At 39.2% G+C, this 22925-nt stretch carries 18 protein-coding genes; 9 read left to right on the forward strand and 9 right to left on the reverse strand.

Annotation, left to right across the window (positions count from 1 at the left end; genetic code table 11):
• Positions 1-41 precede the first annotated feature (41 nt).
• Positions 42-494 carry an ATP-dependent zinc protease gene (locus K1X56_01490; protein MBX7093363.1) on the forward strand — a complete coding sequence of 151 codons (453 nt, stop codon included), beginning with the start codon at positions 42-44 and terminating at the stop codon, positions 492-494.
• Positions 495-583: 89 nt separating this feature from the next.
• Positions 584-1489: a 30S ribosomal protein S6--L-glutamate ligase gene (gene rimK, locus K1X56_01495; protein MBX7093364.1), complete on the forward strand. Its 906-nt coding sequence runs from the start codon at positions 584-586 to the stop codon at positions 1487-1489.
• Here rimK and argS read toward each other — a convergent pair whose 3' ends face one another.
• Both argS and rocF read right to left on the reverse strand, forming a co-directional pair.
• The gene (argS, locus tag K1X56_01500; GenBank protein MBX7093365.1) at positions 1490-3067 is read right to left on the reverse strand and encodes an arginine--tRNA ligase; all 1578 of its coding nucleotides are present in this window, start codon (positions 3065-3067) and stop codon (positions 1490-1492) included.
• A 511-nt stretch (positions 3068-3578) separates the two neighbouring features.
• Positions 3579-4532: an arginase gene (rocF, locus tag K1X56_01505; protein MBX7093366.1), complete on the reverse strand. Its 954-nt coding sequence runs from the start codon at positions 4530-4532 to the stop codon at positions 3579-3581.
• A 93-nt stretch (positions 4533-4625) separates the two neighbouring features.
• On the opposite strand from rocF, the gene K1X56_01510 reads away from it, so the two are divergent.
• The 6 genes from K1X56_01510 to bioA all read left to right on the forward strand — a co-directional run bounded on the left by K1X56_01510 (position 4626) and on the right by bioA (position 12133).
• On the forward strand, positions 4626-6017 hold the full coding sequence (locus K1X56_01510; GenBank protein ID MBX7093367.1) for an arginine decarboxylase: 1392 nt from the start codon (positions 4626-4628) through the stop codon (positions 6015-6017).
• 61 nt (positions 6018-6078) lie between these two features.
• Positions 6079-6783 (forward strand): hypothetical protein, encoded by a 705-nt coding sequence (locus tag K1X56_01515; protein ID MBX7093368.1) that lies wholly within the window; start codon positions 6079-6081, stop codon positions 6781-6783.
• A gap of 18 nt (positions 6784-6801) precedes the next feature.
• Entirely contained in the window at positions 6802-7464 is a 663-nt protein-coding gene (locus K1X56_01520) for a DUF4412 domain-containing protein (protein ID MBX7093369.1), read from the forward strand.
• A 103-nt stretch (positions 7465-7567) separates the two neighbouring features.
• Positions 7568-10135: a DNA translocase FtsK gene (locus K1X56_01525; protein ID MBX7093370.1), complete on the forward strand. Its 2568-nt coding sequence runs from the start codon at positions 7568-7570 to the stop codon at positions 10133-10135.
• 4 nt (positions 10136-10139) lie between these two features.
• Positions 10140-10781 (forward strand): outer membrane lipoprotein carrier protein LolA, encoded by a 642-nt coding sequence (locus K1X56_01530; GenBank protein ID MBX7093371.1) that lies wholly within the window; start codon positions 10140-10142, stop codon positions 10779-10781.
• Positions 10782-10849: 68 nt separating this feature from the next.
• Positions 10850-12133, forward strand: coding sequence for an adenosylmethionine--8-amino-7-oxononanoate transaminase (gene bioA / locus K1X56_01535; protein ID MBX7093372.1), 1284 nt, complete (start codon positions 10850-10852; stop codon positions 12131-12133).
• Here the strand turns inward: bioA and K1X56_01540 are convergent.
• Positions 12109-12876: a hypothetical protein gene (locus tag K1X56_01540; protein MBX7093373.1), complete on the reverse strand. Its 768-nt coding sequence runs from the start codon at positions 12874-12876 to the stop codon at positions 12109-12111. The two genes, bioA and K1X56_01540, sit on opposite strands and share 25 nt — an antisense overlap.
• A gap of 141 nt (positions 12877-13017) precedes the next feature.
• Here K1X56_01540 and K1X56_01545 point away from each other — a divergent pair, with 141 nt between their 5' ends.
• Positions 13018-13614: a hypothetical protein gene (locus K1X56_01545; protein ID MBX7093374.1), complete on the forward strand. Its 597-nt coding sequence runs from the start codon at positions 13018-13020 to the stop codon at positions 13612-13614.
• Here K1X56_01545 and K1X56_01550 read toward each other — a convergent pair.
• From K1X56_01550 to K1X56_01575, 6 genes are all read right to left on the reverse strand, one after another.
• The gene (locus K1X56_01550) at positions 13606-14040 is read right to left on the reverse strand and encodes a GNAT family N-acetyltransferase (GenBank protein ID MBX7093375.1); all 435 of its coding nucleotides are present in this window, start codon (positions 14038-14040) and stop codon (positions 13606-13608) included. The two genes, K1X56_01545 and K1X56_01550, sit on opposite strands and share 9 nt — an antisense overlap.
• Positions 14037-15107: a CoA transferase gene (locus K1X56_01555; protein ID MBX7093376.1), complete on the reverse strand. Its 1071-nt coding sequence runs from the start codon at positions 15105-15107 to the stop codon at positions 14037-14039. Before K1X56_01555 ends, K1X56_01550 begins: the two co-directional genes overlap by 4 nt.
• A 316-nt stretch (positions 15108-15423) precedes the next feature.
• Positions 15424-17145, reverse strand: coding sequence for a T9SS type A sorting domain-containing protein (locus K1X56_01560; GenBank protein MBX7093377.1), 1722 nt, complete (start codon positions 17143-17145; stop codon positions 15424-15426).
• Positions 17145-18866 carry a T9SS type A sorting domain-containing protein gene (locus K1X56_01565; GenBank protein MBX7093378.1) on the reverse strand — a complete coding sequence of 574 codons (1722 nt, stop codon included), beginning with the start codon at positions 18864-18866 and terminating at the stop codon, positions 17145-17147. The genes K1X56_01560 and K1X56_01565 overlap by 1 nt, the downstream gene beginning before the upstream one ends.
• Positions 18866-22213 carry a T9SS type A sorting domain-containing protein gene (locus tag K1X56_01570; GenBank protein MBX7093379.1) on the reverse strand — a complete coding sequence of 1116 codons (3348 nt, stop codon included), beginning with the start codon at positions 22211-22213 and terminating at the stop codon, positions 18866-18868. The genes K1X56_01565 and K1X56_01570 overlap by 1 nt, the downstream gene beginning before the upstream one ends.
• 140 nt (positions 22214-22353) lie before the next feature.
• Complete coding sequence (locus K1X56_01575; protein MBX7093380.1) at positions 22354-22764, reverse strand: hypothetical protein; 411 nt, start codon at positions 22762-22764, stop codon at positions 22354-22356.
• Between the last annotated feature and the right edge of the window lie 161 nt (positions 22765-22925).

Below are 22925 nucleotides of genomic sequence, written 5' to 3' on the forward strand. Positions count from 1 at the left end.
TCATTTTGACTTATTTTTAACATCTCAATTCCGAATGTCCTATGAATCATACGCTAAAGAAAAGCCATTCTACAGTGATAGGTGGTAAAGAAAAGGTCGATTTCGAAGAAATTAACAAAATGCATGTGCTTGCACGTATAGACACGGGTGCAAAAACATCATCGATTCACTGCGAAAAAGTATGGGTGGAACTGGAGGGTAAAAAGAAAGTTTTATGTGCGCATTTATTGCGTAAAACTTCTCAGGTTACGCGCTTTAAAAAATTTACGGTTCGTAAAGTCACCAGTTCAAATGGTATTTCGCAAACGAGGTACGTGGTTAAACTGAAAGTTAAGATTGGTACCGAAGTTTGGTTAACTGAATTTACCTTATCGAACCGCGATAAGATGTCGTACCCCGTATTGTTGGGAAGAAAGTTATTGCGCAAAGGATTTCTGGTGGATGTGAGTCGGAATTTTGTGTTGTCGGGCGAGGGTTCTCCTGCTCCAAATTAATTCTTCGTTACCTGATTTTTTTATCGTTCCTTGTTGTATCTTTAGTTCTGCCCTTAGGGCTTTTCCCCGTATTTTATTTTTGTTGACGAATGAAAATCGCGATCCTTTCCCGGAACCCGAAGCTGTATTCCACACGCCGTTTAGTGGAAGCTGCAAAACTTCGTGGTCATGATGTTGTGGTGTTAGACCATTTGAAATGTACCATGGTGAATGAGCATGGTAAACCTCGTATGTATTATAAGGGACAAGAATTATCGGGTATAGATGCAGTCATTCCCCGTATCGGATCTTCGGTTACTTTTTACGGAACAGCTGTTGTTCGTCAGTTCGAAATGATGAAGGTATTCAGCATTAATTCATCCGTATCCATTACACGCTCCAGAGATAAACTACGTTCCTTACAAATTTTTTCGCGACACGATATCGGTATTCCGAAAACAGTTTTTGCGGATCATCCGAAGGACATTGATAATTTATTAAATCTGGTTGGAGGTGCACCGGTGGTGATTAAGCTATTGGAGGGAACACAAGGAATTGGAGTTGTATTGGCTGAAACCAGAAACTCTGCGAAATCGGTCATTGAAGCGTTTTACGGATTGAATGCTTCATTCTTAATTCAGGAATTTATTCAGGAAGCAAAAGGTGCAGATTTACGTTGTTTCGTTGTAGGCGGAAGAGTAGTAGGGGCGATGCGTCGTCAAGGTTTAGAAGGTGAATTCCGCAGTAATCTTCATCGTGGAGGAAAGGCAGAAGTCATAAAAATTACCCGCGAAGAACGCAGAGCTGCATTGTTAGCCGCCAAAGCGATGGGATTAAATGTGGCAGGTGTGGATATGCTTCAATCGAAAAAGGGTCCACTCATTCTCGAAGTGAATTCCTCACCCGGATTAGAAGGTATCGAAGGCGCTACACAAGTGGATATTGCAGGACGCATCATCGAGTTCATCGAGACGCATTTTAAACGTGGTTATAAGAAGGATAAAATCCTGGGATAATTACATTCGCTCCGGAACACCAATACCCATTAATTGCAATCCCGTTTTTACCACATTGCCCGTAGCAATGGATAATGCAAGTCGCAATGTTTTTTTATCGGCATCTTCTTCTTTCAGGATGGTGAGCGACTGATAAAAATGATTATAGGTTTTTACCAATTCATACACATAGTTACCAATTAAAGCGGGACTCAATTCCTTCGCAGCATTTTTCACCACTTCCGGAAATTCGTTCAATAACAGCAATACCGATTTTTCTTCCGCTAATAAGGAACCTTCTTGTTTAACGGAAACGGTGTTGACGTCCGCCTTGCGTAAAATAGATCGGATTCTAGCGTAGGTATACTGCAAAAACGGACCGGTGTTTCCCTGGAAATCGATTGATTCAGCCGGATTAAACATCATTCGTTTTTTGGGATCAACTTTTAGAATAAAATATTTTAAAGCACCCATTCCCAGTGTATGGAATAATAAATCACGTTCTTCTTCCGGAACCTCATTTAATTTTCCGAGTTCCGTTGTTTTAGCTTTCGCTTCATCCTGCATTTCACGTGCTAAATCATCCGCATCCACCACCGTTCCTTCTCTCGATTTCATTTTTCCGGAAGGCAGATCTACCATTCCGTACGATAAATGAAATAATTCATTAGCCCATTCGTAACCTAGTTTTTTTAGAATGAGAAACAGTACTTTAAAATGATAATCCTGTTCATTTCCTACAGTATAAATCATACCGTTCATGCTAGGAAAATCCTTAAATCGTTCAATGGCTGTTCCGATATCCTGCGTGATATAAACTGAAGTTCCATCTCCCCTTAATACGAGTTTTTCATCCAGACCATCAGCGGTTAAATCGCACCATACCGAACCATCTTCTTTTTTAAAGAAAACACCTTTGGCCAATCCGTCCATCACCTGATCTTTTCCTAACAGGTAGGTGTCCGATTCATAATATAATTTGTCAAAATCAACCCCAATGGTTTTGTAGGTTTCATCAAATCCTTCATACACCCAACCATTCATTTTTTTCCAAAGCGCAATGGTATGCTCATCGCCTTTTTCCCATTGTAAAAGCATCTGTTGTGCTGCTTTCATCAATGTGGTTTTATTTTGAGCGATCTCTTTAATTTCACCTTTTACATCATCCATTTTCGATTCGAACGATGCAAGCGTTTTAACTTTTTTAATCAATTCCTTTTGCGCTGCATCCGGCTTTTCTACCGATTCAAATGCTTTGGAGAGCGATTTAAACGTGGATTTTTCTTGAGCACATTCACCGGCAATGCCTGCTATTTCTCCACCGAAAAGTTGGAAATCATCCGCATTAAATCCTGATTTTTCTTTAAGAAATGCTTCCTGAATTTGATCGAACTTATCCAGCAGTTTCTGAACGTTTTCTTTTTCGGTATCCGCAAACAAATCTAAATTCCGTTGCTCATAAATGGCGGCTAAAATTGGCTTCAATTCCTCGCGTAATGCCGAATCGAATTTTACATAATATTTACCAACGAGTTTATCTCCTTTTAATCCTGAACTCTGAGGCGTTTCTCCGTTTCCGAATTTTTCCCAGGCCAGCATCGATTTACAAATGTGAATTCCGCGGTCGTTAATCACTTGTGTTTTTATCACCTGGTGACCATTCGCTTTAAGTATTTCACTGACTGAATAACCAAGAAAATTATTTCTGAGGTGACCTAAATGCAATGGTTTATTGGTATTGGGGGAAGAATATTCTACCAGATATGTTTTTCCCGAAGCGGTTGAAGCTTTACCAAAATCAGGATTGAGGCAATCATGAATGGTACTTAACCAAACGGTATCGGACAAAGAAATATTTAAAAAGCCTTTTACAACATTGTATCCACTAACACTATTCGATTCAGCCATTAATTTTTCACCAAGCATCTTTCCGAAATCTTCCGGGCTTTGTCGCAATTGTTTTGCAAATCCGAATGTGACCAATGTAAAATCACCTTCGAATTCTTTTTTTGTTTTTTGTAATTGAACCTGTTCTGCACTTCCTAATCCGGCTTGAATTTGATTGAGCAGTTGAATGATTGTTTCACTTAATTGGATTTCAGGTTTCATTTCAGTTTTTGTCCTTTGCAATGTTTACTACCGATTTAACAATGCTGAATGCGACTTCAGCCATTTTATTGATTTTATCGTCGAGACATGGATTTACTTCCACAATTTCAAAACAATTCACCTTTGGTGAGGCAACAAATCCCGTGGCGAGTTCATGCGCTTCTTCTATGGTTAATCCTCCGGGAACCGGTGTTCCGGTACCCCTGGAAATTTCCGGATCCATGCTGTCGACATCCAGCGATACATAAATCAAATCGCAGTCCTTTAGTATATCTAGACATTCAGCGATTATTTGTTGGGTTCCTTTTTTGCGTAATTCCTCCACTTTAAAATTGCGGATGGAGTTCCTTTCCATGCTGTGATCCTCTGCAGGTTCGGTATCTCTTACACCAATAAACAACAAATCCTTAGGTTGGATTTTGGGACTAATCCCCGCCACATTCTTCAGCTTTTCCCAACCTAAGCGTGTTTCATCCTTAATGTCATTGATCTGATCTTCCAGATTATCATAAGCCAATGCGGTGGCAAGCGGCATCCCGTGCAGGTTTCCGGATGGGGTAGAATAAGGGGAATGTAAATCGGCATGGGCATCTATCCAGATTACCCCGAGACGTTTTTCCGGATAACATTTCTTAATTCCCGCAATCGTTCCACCGGCAGTAGAGTGATCTCCCGCCAGAATTAACAGGAATTTATCCTTTTCGAGCTCCGAAGAAACCACCTTCGAAACCCGCTCATACATGCGAACGAGTCCCGCAATACGCTTCCCCTTTGGGGTAGTTACAGGTGTATGCAACAAATGGTTTTCCGTTAAAACGAACTGTGGACGGTTCTTTTCAAAGAGATCGTCGCCCATATTCAGAGCCGCAACTTTAATCGCATCGGGTCCAAGACTGGCTCCCCGGGTACCTGCCCCGATCTCACTCTTAATTTCAATGATGCTTAACGTTTTCATAATAGTAATTTATTTACTTTTGCATCCCCGGTTAAATCCGAGTGACTTACTTTGTATAATTATTACCGATCTAATTGAGTTAAATCGTAAAAGATGGAAAATCAGTACCTTGACCTTATCAAACAGACTTTTGATTTCCCTACGGAAAGCTTCACTGTTAATGATAATGAGTTGTATTTCAATGAAATACCTCTCATGGATGTTGTAAAGCAGTATGGTACACCGCTTAAGATCACTTATTTGCCTAAGATCGGTGAACAGATCCAGAAGGCGAAGAAGATGTTCAACGTGGCCATGGCCAAGGTCGATTACCGGGGCAAATATACATATTGTTATTGCACTAAAAGCTCTCATTTCTCATTCGTGCTGGAAGAAGTTTTAAAGAATGATGCACATCTCGAAACCTCTTCGGCTTATGATATGTACATCGTAAAAGATCTGATAGAACGTGGTTTTATTACCAAAGACCATTTTATCATTTGCAATGGATATAAACGTGAATTATACACCGAGCAAATTGTTGAATTGGTGAATGAAGGATTTGAAAATTTAATTCCTGTTCTCGATAACAAAGAAGAATTGCTCGTTTATCAGGCGCAAATCAATAAAAAAGTGAAAATCGGAATCCGGATCGCCTCTGAAGAAGAGCCTACGTTCGATTTTTATACATCGCGCTTGGGTATTCGTTATATCGATATCATCGATTTTTATAATAACCAGATTAAAAAACATCCGAATCTGGAATTAAAAATGCTGCACTTCTTTATTAATACGGGAATTAAGGACAATATCTATTATTGGTCGGAACTTGCAAAGTGCCTGAATGTGTATTATCGCCTCAAGCAGATTTGTCCAACCCTCGATACCCTTAACATTGGTGGAGGACTTCCCATCCGTAATTCCCTCGGGTTTGAGTACGATTATGAATACATGATCGAACAAATCGTGCAGCAGATTAAAAAGTTTTGCACACAAAAGGGGGTTCCCGAACCTAATATTTTTACCGAATTCGGTTCATACACCGTTGGTGAAAGCGGAGCCAATATCTATTCGGTAATGAGCCAAAAACAACAAAACGACCGCGAGGTTTGGTATATGGTGGATAATTCCTTTATCACCACCCTTCCGGATACCTGGGGAATCAATCAACGCTTTATCTTGTTGGCTATCAATAACTGGGATCAGGAATATGTTAGGGTAAACCTTGGCGGACTCTCCTGCGACAGTCAGGACTATTACAACTCGGAAGCGCATGATAATCAGGTGTTTTTGCCGCGTTTGGACAAAGATGAACCTTTATATATCGGTTTCTTTCACACCGGTGCATATCAGGAATCATTGAGTGGATATGGAGGTATCAAACACTGTCTGATTCCCTCGCCGAAGCACGTTTTAATTGACCGCGACGAGAATGGTGAAATCACCACCAAACTCTTTGCAAAAGAGCAAAGTGCTAAATCGATGTTGAAAATCCTCGGTTACTAAGTCCCCGGGACTATTGTTTGTCTGAAATTCTGATATATTTGTTGCCTGAAAATTGGCATTGATGGATTTCTCCAGAAATAATTTCGTATTCAGGCTTATTGCCTATTTGGGTGTAGTATCTATACTTAGTTGTTGCGGTAATTCGAAAGTTAACGAAGGAACGATTGAGTTTGAAGTTACCTACCCTTACTTCAATAAAACAGGATTTTTAAGCGCGATGTTACCCGATAAAGCGACAATGCGTTTTAAGGGGAACAAATACAAAATGGAAGTAAAAAAGGGAAAAGCTTTTTCTTCTGCATTTTTGGTGGACTGCGATTCCAAAACACTTACTACTCTTTTTCAGCTTGGTCAGCGCAGAAAATATTCGGTAATGGACCAATCGGCCGTAAACAAACGTCTCGAGGAAAAATTTGCTAAACCAATGTATATGCACACTAGTGAAGGCGATTCCATCGTTGGATTTTTGTGCAGAAAAAGTGTGGCCATTTTCGAAGAGATGGGTCAACCCGAAGCAACACTGATGTACACCGAACAAATTGGAATTAAAGATCCGAACTGGTGTTTGCCTTACAATGAAATTACCGGCGTATTGTTGGTGTATGAGGTAGAGCAATACGGAATTCGTATGCGCTTTACGGCAAAGAAATTTGATCCGGCTCCTGTAGAAGATAAAATGTTAGAGATTCCGTCTAACTACAAGCAGGTTCCCGTGAATGATCTTGAACGTGAAATTGAAGAGATGTTTTCTACTATCGTAGATTAATCGATAAAATAAGTCCACATGAAATTAGTACGCATTGCCTTTGCGGTCACCCTGGTGACATTTTTCGCATTTGTACCCGGTAAGGAAAAGAAGAAGAGCGCTCCTTTTCAAGGTAAAATTACCTATTCCATGACCTACGAAGATCTTCCGCCGGAACTGGAACAGTATTCTTCCATGCTTCCGAAGGAAATGACGATGTATTTAAAAGATGATCATAGTCGAATTGAACAGAACAGCGCAATGGGAACAACCATTACCTTGTTCGATAAGAAGAAACAGGAGATGTATATTCTGCTCGATATGATGGGTAGCAAGGTGGCGTATAAGGGTGGTCCCGACGATATGAAAGACACTTCCGCAAATGCAAAACCGGAGGTTAAATTGCTGGAGGAGACCAAGGATATTGCCGGTAAAAAATGCAATAAAGCAGAAATAACTTATCCGGGTAAAGATCCACAAGTGGTTTGGTATACCAAAGATCTTCCATCCGGACTGAATAAAAATTTCGATTATCTCGAAGGTTTTCCAATGGAATACCATATTGAACGTGGCGGAATGGTGATTCAGTTGACCGTTACCTCGGTAAAAGAAGAAAAAGTTTCTTCCGAATATTTCAAGGTTCCTGCCGGTTATGAAGTGAAGCCCATCAGTGAAATGAATGCGCTTGGAGGAGGTAAATAATTCCCTCTGCATCTCGATTAACATCGTACTGTTCAATAATGCCTTTATTTCTCTTCTGTGCAAGGGGTAGATAGTCCTACCTTGTATCGAGGATTATTGCATAATGGCCAAACAGAATAAATTCATACAACAACCTGCAGATGCTCCTGCTGATCAGCCGAAACCGGAGAAAAAAAACCGTAAGGAAAAAGAGAAAAAGGAGAATAAAAAAGAGGAATCGATTCCGCGCAAAAGTTTATCGGAGCGTTTTACCTTTTTGCAGGATGAACGCTTTAAGAAAATCGTTGGTGGATTATTGTTGTTGTTCTCCTTGTATTCACTCATTGCATTTACGTCTTATGTCCTCACTTGGAAAGCCGATCAGGATAAAGTGGATGGTGTAAACTGGTTTAATTTTATTTTTCGTTCCAATGAAATTCAGGTAGAGAACTGGTTGGGTAAGCTGGGTGCTTTAATTTCTCATTTGTTTATTCACCGCTGGTTTGGTATTGCATCTTTTATTTTTATTCTGAACTTTTTTGTTTTCGGATTTAAAGCTATTACCGATATCACACTTCTTCCCATTAAAAAAATGCTGAAGTTGTCGGTATTGGGATTGTTATTGATTTCTGCAACACTTGGATTTTTATTGCACAGTGGTGACTGGATTTTTCTGGGAGGAGCTTTCGGTTATCATCTCAATGAATGGATGATTGGCAGTTTAGGAAAAATCGGAACTTTATTACTCTTAGGCTTTTCATATTTTATTGTACTGGTGGTTTATTTTAATCCGGTTTTTGCATTCCGTAAAAAATCGGGAGATGAACTGGAGGAGGAACCACCATTGGATGAATCGGGAAAAATAAATGTTTACAATCCGATTCGTGAAGAGGAAATCATTGCCGAAGAAAAAAGTGAAAGCATCGATTTACTGGAAAAGGAAACTGAGATTCCTGTTTCGATGGTAGATGAAGTTTTAATTGAAGAAGTTGAAACCGAAAAACAAATTCTGGAGCAGGAAAGGGAAGATGTTCAGGATGAAGAATTATCGATAGAAATCGCTGAAGAGATAAGAACATCACCGAATGGTGAAGAAGATTTTCTGATTGAAATTCCGGATGCCGGTGAAGGAGAGTTGGGCGAGGATGAAGTGGAAAAACGATTGATGGAATTTGGAGAATATGATCCTACGCTGGAATTATCTTCCTATAAACTTCCGGGACTTGATTTAATGGAAAGTTACGGTGGTGGTGGAATTACCATTAACAAGGAAGAGCTGGAAGAAAATAAAAACAGAATTCTCGATACCCTGAAAAATTACAACATCGAGATTGCAAAAATTAAAGCAACGGTTGGTCCTACCGTTACCCTCTACGAAATCATTCCTGCACCCGGTGTGCGTATTTCAAAAATCAAAAACCTGGAAGATGATATCGCCCTGAGTTTATCGGCATTGGGTATTCGTATTATCGCTCCGATTCCGGGTAAGGGAACCATTGGTATTGAAGTCCCCAACTCCAAAGCAGAAGTTGTTTCGATGCGCAGTGTGGTAGCTTCCGAAAAATTCCAGAATTCCGATATGGAATTACCGGTTGTTTTGGGAAAAACCATATCGAACGAAACCTTTGTTACCGACCTCACCAAAATGCCGCACTTGTTAATGGCGGGTGCTACGGGACAAGGAAAATCGGTTGGACTCAACGCCATTCTCGTTTCTATTCTCTATAAGAAACATCCTTCGCAAGTTAAGTTTGTATTGGTGGATCCTAAAAAAGTAGAGCTGACACTTTATAATAAAATTGAACGTCATTTTCTAGCCAAGCTTCCTGATTCTGATGATGCCATTATTACGGAAAATAAAAAAGTGGTACATACGGTGAATTCATTGTGTATAGAAATGGATGCACGTTATGAATTACTGAAAGATGCCGGTGTAAGAAACATTAAAGAATACAACGCGAAATTTATTCAGCGCAGGCTAAATCCGGAGCATGGTCACAAATTCCTTCCCTACATTGTATTGGTGGTGGATGAGTTTGCGGATTTAATCATGACCGCCGGTAAAGAAATTGAAACGCCCATTGCCCGTTTAGCACAGTTAGCACGTGCCATTGGTATTCACTTAATCGTAGCCACGCAGCGTCCTTCCGTTAACATCATTACCGGAACCATCAAAGCCAATTTCCCTGCCCGAATAGCATTCCGTGTCACCTCTAAAATCGATTCCAGAACCATTCTCGATGCCGGAGGTGCAGAGCAATTGATTGGACGCGGTGATATGTTATTCAGCACCGGAAATGATTTAATCCGCATTCAATGTGGATTTGTAGATACACCGGAGGTTGAAAAAATATGTGAATACATCGGCGGACAACGCGCTTATCCGAGTGCTTTTATTTTACCTGAATATGTCGATGAAAATTCGGATGAACTGGGCGGTGTGGATGCCGACGGTGACCGCGATGATTTGTTTGATGATGCAGCACGGATTGTAGTGAGCACCCAACAAGGTTCCGCTTCGTTGTTGCAACGCAAAATGAAACTCGGTTATAATCGCGCCGGACGAATTATCGACCAGTTAGAAGCCGCCGGAATCATTGGTCCCTTCAAAGGATCCAAAGCCCGGGAGGTGATCATTAAGGACATGCAGGTTTTGGAACAGTTTTTGAATGGCTTAAAGAACAAAGATTAACAACATGAAAACAAGTATTATTGCCGCAGCTCTTTTATTAATTGGTTTTCAATCCTTTGCTCAGGATAAAGACCCTAAAGCCAAGGCAGAACTGGATGAAGTGAGCAAAAAAGTGAAAGGCTATACTTCCTTTAGTGTGGAGTTTAGTTCGAACTTAAAAACCAAGGACGGAGGCAGTGAAAATCAAAGTGGTAAGGCTACCATTAAAGGAAATAAATACATCATTGAAACCGGAGAGCAAAAAATTATCAGCGACGGGAAAACGGTATGGACCATCCTGGTGAAGGAAAAAGAAGTGTATGAAAATCCTGCCGAAGATGATGATGATGAGTTGATGAATCCCACCAAAATGTTCAGCATTTGGGAAAAGGATTTTAAATACAAATGGGTGAAAGAAGAAACGGTAAATGGTGCTACACTGGTAGAAATCCATTTATTTCCGGTATCTCCTGCCAAGAGTAAATTTCACACTGTGATTATTAAAATTAATAAAGCCACCCACGATGTAAACTCTGTAACCGTAAAAGGAAAAGAAGGCGATGTACTCACCTATAAATTGGTGAAACTTACACCGAATGTAAATGTGAACGATGCCGATTTTAAATTCGACAAAGCTAAATATCCGGGTTATACTGTGATTAAATAAAAGTTTCTACTTAAAATGCAGAGGGCGTCGTTATTGATGCCCTCTTTTTTTTCTCCTATTTTTGAAGCATGAACAATGTAGAATTGGATCGTAAATACATCTGGCATCCTTTTACCCAGATGAAAATTCAAGCTGAAATTCTCCCTGTAAAACGCGCCGCCGGATCGCGCATTTATCTGGAGGATGGAAGTGAATTGCTCGATTGCATTTCCTCCTGGTGGGTAAATGTTCATGGTCACGCCCACCCACATATTGCGGCACGTATTGGTCGACAAGCCGCGGAATTGGAGCATGTTATTTTTGCAGGATTCACGCATGCCCCAGCTACTGAATTGGCATCGCGACTAGTGCCTCAATTACCGGGAGCGATGGCCAAAATCTTTTTTTCCGATAATGGTTCTACCTCTGTAGAAGTGGCATTAAAAATGGCGGTTCAGTTTTTTTCGAATCATGGAAAAAAGAAAACCCGGATTCTCGCTTTCGAAAACGCCTATCATGGCGATACCTTTGGAGCGATGTCGGTAGGAGGAAGATCCACCTTTAACACGCCGTTTGAGGACATGTTTTTTGAGGTCGATTTTTTGCCGCTTCCTCAGGTGGGAGATGACACCGCATTGCAACGACTCGAAAATTATTTAGAGCAGCACGAATACGCTGCTTTTATATACGAACCATTGGTGCAGGGAAGTGCAGGAATGGTGATTTACGATGCTGCGGGATTAAATGAAATTTTAGCGCGTTGTCGGGAAAAAAATATATTGCTGATTGCAGATGAAGTGTTTACCGGATTTGGAAGGACAGGCACCTTGTTCGCCTCGCAACAACTCGCGGTAAAACCGGATATGATGTGTATTTCGAAAGGGTTGACCGGTGGATTTTTACCTATGGGAATTACGGCTTGCACGCAACAGATTTTTGATGCATTTTATTCCGACGATAAAATGAAGGCCCTGTATCATGGTCATTCCTACACCGCCAATCCCATTGCCTGCGCAGCGGCTTGTGCATCGTTGGATTTATTTGAAGATCCTTCCTGTTTTAAAAACATACAACGAATAGCAACAGCACATCAGCAATTCGCTCTTCAGATAACCGGTAAAGTGGCTGTACGATCAGTTAAAGTTTGCGGAACGATTTTGTCGATTGAATTGGAAACCGGCGATCAAAGCGGATATTTTCATTCACTGCGCGATAAAATCTACTATTACTTCATAAAAAAGGGCCTCCTGATGAGGCCCCTTGGGAATGTGATTTATGTATTGCCGCCTTATTGTTTTTCGGATGAAGAACTAAAAACGGTGTATACTGCCATTGATGAATTAGTGAATCAACCGTTGATTAATTTGTTGTAAAGCGCAACATAATCTTCGTTTTCCTTAATCGGATCACCGGCATCATCTTTTGTTTTTGAATAATACTGATAGCCCAGATTGATGGTGTTTTTTGCACCTGCAACATCTTTGGTTTTAACCTGATAGTTGGCATATGCCATCAGCGCATAACGCATGAAATTCTGATCGCATTCGGCCATGTCGTTGAAATTCGCAATTTTCTTTACGAAATCAATTCCCATCTGTGCATTTTTAACGGCTTCCGTTTTGTTTTTCATTTCGAATTCGCAGATCGATTTCATTAACCAGGCACCTGGATTTTGATCGTCGAACTGAACCACCTTCTTAATAATACCCAGCGCTTTTTTATAATCGTTTTGCTCGTAGTAGTTTTCAATTTGCTCGAAATAAGTGGTTTTCATTTCAGCAAAAAACTGGTCGGCATCCGCTTTATAGGTTCCGTTGCGGTCTTTCTTTTTGTATTTCACCGCATAACTCAATGCATCGCTTTCTGCTTTCTTAAATTCTTCTTTCGATTTCAATTTTTCATCCAGCGAAATACGGTACAGGGCCTTCGCCAGGTACAGGTAAGGAAGCGGATCGTTCTTGGTTTTGTCCTTTTCGGTATACTTCACAGCTTTTTCTGCCAGGCGATCGTATTTCTGATCCACCCACAACAAAGCCAGATCCTGGTATTCCTGCGCTTTTAAATAGGTTGCCCCGGTGTACAGGAACAAAGCGAGGAGAATCGTCAGTCTTTTCATGTCTCTCTGTTTATTAAGGTTTGATTGATGCTATACAAATATAATGCCTGAGATTGAAATCCAGAAGCCCGGAAGGAAGGAATATTCATAACAGACTGTTAATCTCGTGAAAAAATAAACCGAAATAGGTATTTTTGGACCATGAGCGACGTAAAAAACATCTCCGAACGAATCAGTTATAAAAAACACCCCGATTTCATCACCCTGGTGATATCGCCACGACTGGAGGAAAAAAAGCAGTTACTGCTCAGCTTCTGGTTTTTTGCGTGGACCTTTTGCGGACTCGTTTTCATCTCGCAATTATTCTTTGCCAAAACCCAGGAATTTATCATTTCACTCATCGTGATGATTTCTTTTTGGGCCTATTATGAATACCGCATCGGATATGTATGGATGTGGCGGAGAAAAGGAGTTGAACTAATTAAGCTCGAAGATGGAAAAATGACCTATAAACGATCGCTGCGCAGCATGGGGAAAGCGTATGATTTTTATGTTGACAATATCCGCAATTTCGGATTGGTGGAAATTAAACCGACCAGTTTCGGTGCCGTAATGTCCAATTCGTTTTGGGTAATCGGCGGCGAGCGATTGCGATTCGAATATCAGAATAAGGAAGTAAAAATAGGTATACAACTCAGCGATGAAGAAGCGGATAAATTGCGACGATTTCTCAATGATCTTTTTATCGATGAATTAAAAAAATTAAAAGAGCAGGGCAGACCCCTTGCTTCAGTTTAATTCTTTTTCCATGAGGTAATGCTGAATGGAATCCCACAATAAAAATGTTTTTTCTACTATGCGGTAATTGCATTTTTCATAAAAGGGAACAGCATAATCGCGCGCTTGCAAAATCATTTTTTTTCTACCCTGTGCAGCAGCTGTTTTTTCAGCCTCCTCCAGCAATTTTCTTCCAACACCTTTTTCTCTTGCTAAAGCAGAAACACCCATAAAGCGTACCTGAGCGATCGATTCGTCGTTGAATTGGAGTCGGCAAACACCCAAAGGTATTTCACCTTCCAGAGCCATGAAGTGAATGGAACTATCCTCCATATTGTCTTTTTCCGTTCCGCGGACTTGTCCCCATGGTTCACGCAGCGTTTTCCAGCGCAAATCGTAATACTGCTCCATTTCGTGCACGGTAGAAGGTTGAATAATGCGAATCATAAAACGCGTTTTGGATCGAAGGCCAGCGAACTCACACGGCAAGTTTCTACGCCATCGATAGTTTCACGAAGCAATAAAGATTGAGCGGCAGATTGAGCAAAAACTTCATCGATGCTATTCACAGCACCGGCAGGAATTTGTTGTTCGATGAACCATTTCATAAGATCACTGCGGTGATATTGAAAAAATAAGGGAGATAAATCGGAATACAAACGCTTGCGGTTTTCTACGCGGGCCGTATTGCTTTTGTACATTTTCTTCATGGCGATGGACGGATCGCCCAATACATCGCAGAGTTTTTTAAACTGTGCATCACTGCCAATGGCCAGCACAATGAATTTTTTATCGGCCGTAATAAAGGTTTCTCCATAAGGCGCAATGTTCGGATGCAAAGAACCCTGACGTTGCGGAATATGATTCCCCATCAGATAATTGGTGGCCTGATTAATCAGTGAACTCACAGCGGCCGCGTACAATGAAACCGACACCGAACTTCCTTCGCCCGATTTTTCACGCTTAAGTAAGGCCAGTAATAACGCTTCTTTTAACTGATGGGCTGCGAGGACATCAATTAAAGCAACCGGCATTTTTAGCGGACCACTATCCGGTGTTCCGTTCATCGACATAAATCCGCTCTCGGCTTGCAGTACTACATCGAAGGCAGGACGAGCATCGTTTTCACCGAATCCGGTGATGGATCCGTAAATGAGTGCAGGATTTATTTTTTTTAAGGATTCGTAATCGAGTTGGTATTTTTCGGCATCGCCCGCTTTAAAATTGGCAATGACCATATCTGAACCTGCAATTAATTCATGAATGCGTTTAAGATCATGTTCATTCTGTAAATCTACCTGCATATATTCCTTGCCATAATTCACCGAAGAAAAATAGGCGGAAACAGTTTTATCGCTTTCTTCATGGGGTAATTTCCAGGAACGAGTTACATCTCCACCGGTTTTTTTGTTTTCAATCTTGATCACTTTTGCTCCCAGTTCGGCAAAAAACATACCTACGGATGGTCCGGCCAATACAGAAGCGAGTTCAACAATTTTGAGGTGAGAGAGCATGTTTTTTTTGCTAAAATAGGCTAAAATTGATTGAGAAAGAGTGGTTAAAAACAATGAAAATATATTATTTGCTTTTTAAGCGTTTTGTAATCACATTTCGGAATCAGAAAAATTGATTATTTTGCTTATCCAATTAACTTCTATGAGAATAGAAAATCAATCCAATTTGGTTCTGAACTTACAAATTGCTTAGAATCGTTTACCTGAAGAAGTCCACAAACAGTATTTTCCCTGTAAAATTGAAATTTTTTAATCTACAGTATTAGGATATGCTTCCTGACAAAAATTCTCAAGCGCTGAATAATAATAGGTTTATTTATTTTAAAATTATTTTTTTTGTAAAAACTATACCATTCTGATCCGTAATTCTTAATAGGTAAATGCCCGGATTTAAACCGGATAATTCCAGATGAATTGTTTTGGAAGTTAAGAATTGCTTTGTTAAGCAATTTCTTCCCGTTACATCAAAAAGCTCAAGATTTACTTCATTGAGTAATTCATTGAATTGAATGCTTACCTCATTGTCGGTTGGATTGGGCCAGATTTTAATTTTTAACTTATCATTTTCATCCAATCCGAGCGTGCTTGCTACTACACTCATCGAGGTAGTGTCCGAATCACCACATGCTTTGGCAATCATGGTAACTGTGTAGGTTCCCTGTGTTTGGTAATAATGTGAAATTAACGTATCAGAGTGAATTCCAAAATATTCAACATCACCATCGCCCCAATTAATCTGCATACTGGTATAATACATCGTGTTGTTATCTAACACTACTTCAAATCCGGGAAAACTAAATGGAATAAAGTCGGCTAATGGCGGATCCGCAAAACCTTCGCAATTGGTTTTAATTACAAAGATGTCCTGGCTACCTGTGTCGGGTGGACAAAGTCCTCCGCCATACAATTGATAAAAACCTGTAATAATAAAACCGCTATCATCAGGAACATAATTTAAAGAACCTCCGATATGAGCTCCGCAACCTACACGACTTTCGCGTGACCAGAGAAGATTGCCACTATTGCCATCGTATTTTGATAAAACCACTTTAGGATTATTAGAAAACTGCCTACACACGTAGAAAGTGCTATCATCAACTTCTACAAGGTTTCGTGGCCATGCTATATCTTCAGCCGGCCCATGCTGATTTTCCCATATTAATTGATTTGTATAAGTAACTTTTCTAAAATACCACTCTCGCATAGGGTTCACGCCCGCCTGAATGGGTATGGGAGTATAGATCATTATTGTAGAGTCGCTCATAGCCTTTGCGACACAGCTACCATTATCAGCATCATTTCTTCCAAAAGGATATATCCATTGCTGGTTGAATAAACTATCTGTTTTAATCACAATATCTTTATAATATCCGGGACCTAACGGATGATAGTAAGATGAACTCCCTGCAATAACAAATCCACCATCATAAGTTTGATCGACACTGGCGCATCCTTGGTATTCATTGGGGAAAACGAAAGACTTAAAATTCAAGAGGTTTCCCAGTGTGTCAATTTTGAGTATCATTATCCCTCCGCTTGTTGGAACACTGTCAAGAACAAGGCCAAATATGACAAGGTTACTATCTCTACACATTATCGCTCCCGAAACAAACGGTAATGTATCACTTCCAAATACGATGGTCTTTGTCCATAAGGTATCAAGATTTGCATTTAATCGAATGATATAAGGATCGTATCGGTTGCCACCACCGTTGGATCCTTTATGACAAACTGCAATAAATCCATTCTGTAAGGCAAACACTGATTTACATTCAATTAATTTATTAGGTTCATTAATAATCAAAGAATCGATTTTATTACCAAACGGATCAATCTTCAAAAATGCAGCGCTATATTCATTGATCATGGGTGTTTTTATTGAGCCGTACAATAAATAACCATCCGGCAACAATAAATTGCCATAATTAAGTGCAAGATCATTGTGCTGGTATTCATACCTTCCTTTAAAATAAATGTGTTGTGCTACCACTTGAGCAGCACAACACATCAATGATATGAAAACGATTAATTTTCGCATTAGTTTTTAATCAGCTTATTGAAATATTGTTTACCGTTACGTGTTGAAATAATCAAAAGGTAGACTCCACTTGGTAATTCATTTATGTTAAGCTTTGCGTAATCTGCGTTACTATTGGATGTACTAAGAATAATTCTACCTGTAGCATCATACACTCTGATATCAAATTGAGCTTCAACAACAGGTAATTGAATATTAAGAATATCATCAGCAGGATTGGGCCAGATTTTAATTTTTAACTTATCATTTTCATCCAATCCGAGCGTGCTTGCTACTACACTCATCGAGGTAGTGTCCGAATCACCACATGCATTGGCAATCAAAGTAACTGTGTAGGTTCCCTGTGTTTGGTAATAATGTGAAATTAACGTATCAGAGTGAATTCCAAAATATTCAACTTCACCATCGCCCCAATTAATTTGCATACTGGTATAATACATCGTGTTGTTGTCTAACACTACTTCAAATCCGGGAAAACTAAATGGAATAAAGTCGGCTAATGGCGGATCTGCAAAACCTTCGCAATTGGTTTTAATTACAAAAATGTCCTGCGAACCGGTATCAGCAGGATAAATACCTCCCATATACAATTGATAAAACCCGGAAATAATAAATCCGCTATCCGCAGGAACAAAATTTAAGCTCGCGCCAATATGCGCCCCCCAACCTACACGACTTTCGCGCGACCAAAGCAGATTACCATTGGAAGCATCGTATCGGGAGATAATGGGTTTTGGATTATTGGTTGTTTGCCTGAATAAGTAAAATGTTGAATCACCAACTTCGGTTAAACCAAATCCCCAAGCATCTGTATCTGCTGGGCCATGTTGATTCTGCCAGATTAATTGATTGCTATATGTAACCTTTCTGAAATACCAATCTTTTGGAGGAGAAACCCCAGCCTGTGTTGGAGTGGTCGAATAAATAATTATTGTGGAATCTTTCATTGCCTTAACAAGAAATCCACCATCATTTGCATCATTCCTTCCAAAAATGTAATTCCATTGTTCATTAAACAAACTATCAGTTTTTATGGCAAGTTGTTTATAATATCCAAGGCCAAGTGGATGATAATATGTTGATCCTGCTCCAATAATAAATCCTCCATCTAATGTTTGATCGACACTTGAACAACCTTGATACTCATTTTGAAAAATAAAGGATTTAAATTTCATCAGATTTCCAAGGGTATCAATTTTCAATATCATTATTCCCCCACTTGTGGGGATACTATCAAGCACATCCCCATACACAACTATATTACTATCACGTGTCATCATTGCCCCCGAGACAAATGGCAATGTATCACTTCCAAATACGATGGTCTTTGTCCATAAGGTATCAAGATTTGCATTTAATCGAATGATGTATGGATCGTATCGGTTGCCACCACCGTTGGTTCCTTTATGACAAACTGCAATAAATCCATTCTGTAAGGCAAACACTGATTTACATTCAATTAATTTATTAGGTTCATTAATAATCAAAGAATCGATTTTATTACCAAACGGATCAATCTTCAAAAATGCAGCGCTATATTCATTGATCATGGGTGTTTTTATTGAGCCGTACAATAAATAACCATCCGGCAACAATAAATTGCCATAATTAAGTGCAAGATCATTGTGCTGGTATTCATACCTTCCTTTAAAATAAATGTGTTGTGCTACCACTTGAGCAGCACAACACATCAATGATATGAACACGATTAATTTTCGCATTAGTTTTTAATCAGCTTATTGAAATATTGTTTACCGTTACGTGTTGAAATAATCAAAAGGTAGACTCCACTTGGTAATTCATTCATGTTAAGCTTTGCATAATCTGCGTTACTATTGGATGTACTAAGAATAATTCTACCTGTAGCATCATATACTCTGATATCAAATTGAGCTTCAACAACAGGTAATTGAATATTAAGAATATCATCAGCAGGATTGGGCCAGATGGTAAGCGATTTTTCCTGTTCTGTATCGGGAGACAAAAACACCATTGAACGGGCATTAGATGGGTTTACATATTCAAACAATTCTGGTTGACTAAATATTTTTAATAATTCAAGAATAGAACCGGCGTTCTTACACTCAACTTTGTTATCATCAGCGGTGGCAATATCAATCATTTGTTGTTTCAAAGTAAGATCCCAATTAAGACGAAATGCTTTGTCCTGACATTGATAAATAGTCATAAGAGATTCTAATAACTTCAGGTAATTCTCATAATCAGTAGTGATCGAACGAATGTTCGTAATAAGTGCAGTTGCACCGGAGAAATCACCCTTCATTATTTTAACACTTACACGTGTCAATTCATGTTCTATTGTAGGATCTGTCAATAGCAAAGTTTCAAGACTGTCTAGTGGATTTGAATAAATTGTATCGTTTTGATAACGGCGGAACAACTCATCAAAATCCATGTCCTTTTCAAACATACGCGATGAAATATCTGCAAATAATTCATCTCTTGCAGACGTACCTTTTTGCGCAGCTGTAATTTGACTACGAATACCTTTTGGGAGTGTTAACGTTTGAATCGCATCAAATACTTCAGGACTAAACGGAGCATTCGCCAATAATATGTCTTTTAAAATACCAGGAGGAAGGGATGGCGTTTTTTGAATTAAAGCCAATAAAACTTCATCGCTCAGATACGGTGAAGCGCCCATCAACAAATTTTTCAATTGTCCGGGTGCCATATTACTATTAATTGCAGCTAATAATCCCTGTGTATTTCCCGCATCAATAAGTTGAAGTAAAGCATCTATTTCCCCTTTAAGTGTGGACATACGCGTTATCAAAACTCCATTTGGGGTAGTTGTCGCATACAGGTCCGGACATACCGATTGTTTATCTGTATAGTTTGCAGTTCCACAAGGCGATTCAAAATATGGAAAGATAGACACATTCGCAGGTTCAATAATGCCAGGCGTACTATTTGTGGCCGGAAATACATAGGTTGTTTGGTGAAACACATGTGTTGCATCGAGAGTAAAATGCAACAAAGGTGGAACCACCGGAGAAAAGGTATTGTTGGCGGGAGCCATATTCCTCAGGTTTTGAGGTGCAGAAGGGGCCAAACAACTTCCTTGCCCTGTGTGAATTCCCCCGCTGGTCACCTGTACATCTACTTGGTGTGAGTTATTAAAATCATTACATAGATATTGAACACCAACATAAGTGCCATTGATATTATCTCCCCAATTTATCCTTGAAGCTGATGCAGAGTAATCCAGATTATTAAACGTATTATTACGAATTTGATTATTGTTTTGACCTGAATTAACAGTAACTATTCCCAGCTTCCCGTTATTATGCGTTGTGAGATAATTGTCCTCGATAAAATAACCCGTACAGTTTGTTGTATGAATACCATAGGTCGTAAACATTCCTGAAGGATCGGGCACATCCGTCCCAATTTCAAAATTATTTTTCGCAATTGAGCCTCCTACTATACCTACCATACGGATTCCTCTTGCATTATCTATAAAATCATTATACTCTATCACAGGATTCATTAGCGGCATTGCAGAACTTGCATCAATACCATAAGCCAGATTTTCGAACAAATTTCCCTGACGATCTGATTCCGGGCAAGGTACGCCAATTGGAGGATTGGAATTACATTTCCAGGTTGCGTAAAATTTACTATCAACACTATAAATTCCCGTACCGCGATCGGTTTGGTTAGCTTGTTGATTTACCTGATTGATAAACGTATTCCGATAAAATCTAACACCAGCAACTTGTACCATTCCAATATGGTAAAGCGGATATGGTTTTAAATTATCTTTCAATTCGGCAAACGTTGTTTCAAACAAACAGTCAGTAAAAACAGATTTATTACTTTGAAGGCTAATGGTAAATGGAAATATACCGGAAAATGCAATTAATGGAGCAAAATCGACATCAATATAGTTATTTAAAAAATGTGAATTCGTTGCAACAACCATACCCCCACTATGGGGAACAATAAAGTTATTATTTATGTCGCGAAGAGTGGTCGATATTCCATAATGTGCATTACTGATTTCTGAATTATTCAAAACTACCACACCGTAATTTGAATTAACAGCAGCTGTGGAGTGAGCAATACCTGGAGTCCCCTGGATTTCTATACCATTCCACATAACTCCATGACAACCCACACTTGTTAAGGTGCTATTGTTGATAGTAAGTTTAGCGCCTTTCTCAATGATAATTTTGCCATTTATTCCAAAATGAAAATTCATTCCGGAAATAATTATGCTTTTTCCTGTGGGAATTCTTAATTCGTCGCGAATAAAAATAATGCCGTTTTTATTTGAAAAAGGGTTGTTTCCATTAGTCCATGTTGCCGAAACAGATGCGGAATAAGAGAATTTATCATAAGAAATATTTTCACTGCAACATGATGGTGGTGACTCAATATCTGTAAAATAATATCCTCCGTCAACCTGATCATTCATTAAATAAATCCCATAATTTATGGTCGAATTGAGAGGTGCGCCACCCTGCGCTAAATTTAATGAGTTGATTGGAATGTTTAGATCAGGCTCGATAAATCCACTATAGGGGTCGTTAGCATCGCTTAAGTATCCAAAACGGTTATTAGCTGCTAAATACATTTTTTTTCCAGGATAAAATAGTTCTATTTGAGAATGGGAAAAATCCTGAGCTTGAATTGCACCTGGCAGCGCATTAAGTACACCTGTGGTAAGATCAAAATAATTAATTCCACCTGCACCTGTATTTAAATTTTCAAATGTATAATAAAGATATTTTCCATTTGGCGACAATTCAATTCCATATGGTATTACCTGTCCTAAACTATAAGTTGCATTTGAGCCAGGAATTAAATCTCCATTGGCATCTAAATCAGCAACAATTAGTGAACCAGTGGTTCCAAGGGTATTATCTGGAGATAATTTTGATATGGCTAAACGGTAACCACCCCCTAAAAGTGAAATGATTTCCATTTCTGAACGATGATAGTTATTGTCTACACTTAAAGGGATGTTTGGAATTTGAAATGGAACTTCAGTTAAATTAACACCTTGGAGTACTAGTTTATGAATATCATCGCCTGCCATGATATAGATATATCTATCTAAATTTGGAAGTGGTTTTGAAACCGCTACATGCATCGATTTACATTTATTAGCAATTGGAATGTTAATAGACCCTAAGGACGTATAAGTCATTGCAGTTGTAGAACCGCCCAATGGTTCAATTAAGCTAAATCAGTTCTCAAGGTTATACCATTATCAGGTACCTCACTGGAAATAACATAATAACTATTACAATCAAATGATTCTGATCTTGGAATAATCACGGTTTCAGAGTGACCTCTTAAGCACGAGCCTATTGAGTTCCCCTCACGATCGAAAATTTCACCATCAACAATAAAGAATTTTATGTTCCCCTCGTAATCCAGCACCATATTGCTTGAATAGTTAGCCTGCGCTCCCTGATAGCAACTAATACAGTTATTTTGCGGGAGAGTCCTTAAGTTACCTGTTTGTCCTAGCGGGCTTATTAAATCCACATAGTAGGGCGGAATACAAATTGCAGGGGACTGTTGTTGAGCACCAACTAAAATTGTGCTAAAACAAAGAAAAATCGTAAAGGAAAGTCTTTTCATAATTTTCTGATTTTTTTCAAATTACTAAAATGATGGTTTCGAGACAAGAATTTTAATGTAAAATTTAGCAATTCGATACATGTCTATTTTCTATAGTTAAATAGCACGAACTTTTAAATTCTGAAGCATTTGATAATAAAAACAGATTATAATTAATAAGA

The sequence above is a fragment of the Flavobacteriales bacterium genome (assembly GCA_019694795.1).
Taxonomy (GTDB): Bacteria; Bacteroidota; Bacteroidia; order Flavobacteriales_D; family UBA2798; genus UBA2798.

Excerpts from the sequence above, each read along its gene's own strand:
- K1X56_01525 (MBX7093370.1), top strand. The coding sequence starts at position 7,568 with ATGGCCAAACAGAATAAATTCATACAACAACCTGCAGATGCTCCTGCT.
- K1X56_01530 (MBX7093371.1), top strand. The coding sequence starts at position 10,140 with ATGAAAACAAGTATTATTGCCGCAGCTCTTTTATTAATTGGTTTTCAA.
- K1X56_01515 (MBX7093368.1), top strand. The coding sequence starts at position 6,079 with ATGGATTTCTCCAGAAATAATTTCGTATTCAGGCTTATTGCCTATTTG.
- K1X56_01575 (MBX7093380.1), bottom strand. The coding sequence starts at position 22,764 with ATGAAAAGACTTTCCTTTACGATTTTTCTTTGTTTTAGCACAATTTTA.
- K1X56_01490 (MBX7093363.1), top strand. The coding sequence starts at position 42 with ATGAATCATACGCTAAAGAAAAGCCATTCTACAGTGATAGGTGGTAAA.
- rimK (MBX7093364.1), top strand. The coding sequence starts at position 584 with ATGAAAATCGCGATCCTTTCCCGGAACCCGAAGCTGTATTCCACACGC.
- argS (MBX7093365.1), bottom strand. The coding sequence starts at position 3,067 with ATGCTGGCCTGGGAAAAATTCGGAAACGGAGAAACGCCTCAGAGTTCA.
- bioA (MBX7093372.1), top strand. The coding sequence starts at position 10,850 with ATGAACAATGTAGAATTGGATCGTAAATACATCTGGCATCCTTTTACC.
- K1X56_01520 (MBX7093369.1), top strand. The coding sequence starts at position 6,802 with ATGAAATTAGTACGCATTGCCTTTGCGGTCACCCTGGTGACATTTTTC.
- K1X56_01565 (MBX7093378.1), bottom strand. The coding sequence starts at position 18,866 with ATGCGAAAATTAATCGTGTTCATATCATTGATGTGTTGTGCTGCTCAA.
- K1X56_01555 (MBX7093376.1), bottom strand. The coding sequence starts at position 15,107 with ATGCTCTCTCACCTCAAAATTGTTGAACTCGCTTCTGTATTGGCCGGA.
- rocF (MBX7093366.1), bottom strand. The coding sequence starts at position 4,532 with ATGAAAACGTTAAGCATCATTGAAATTAAGAGTGAGATCGGGGCAGGT.
- K1X56_01570 (MBX7093379.1), bottom strand. The coding sequence starts at position 22,213 with ATGGCAGGCGATGATATTCATAAACTAGTACTCCAAGGTGTTAATTTA.
- K1X56_01540 (MBX7093373.1), bottom strand. The coding sequence starts at position 12,876 with ATGAAAAGACTGACGATTCTCCTCGCTTTGTTCCTGTACACCGGGGCA.
- K1X56_01560 (MBX7093377.1), bottom strand. The coding sequence starts at position 17,145 with ATGCGAAAATTAATCGTTTTCATATCATTGATGTGTTGTGCTGCTCAA.
- K1X56_01510 (MBX7093367.1), top strand. The coding sequence starts at position 4,626 with ATGGAAAATCAGTACCTTGACCTTATCAAACAGACTTTTGATTTCCCT.
- K1X56_01550 (MBX7093375.1), bottom strand. The coding sequence starts at position 14,040 with ATGATTCGCATTATTCAACCTTCTACCGTGCACGAAATGGAGCAGTAT.
- K1X56_01545 (MBX7093374.1), top strand. The coding sequence starts at position 13,018 with ATGAGCGACGTAAAAAACATCTCCGAACGAATCAGTTATAAAAAACAC.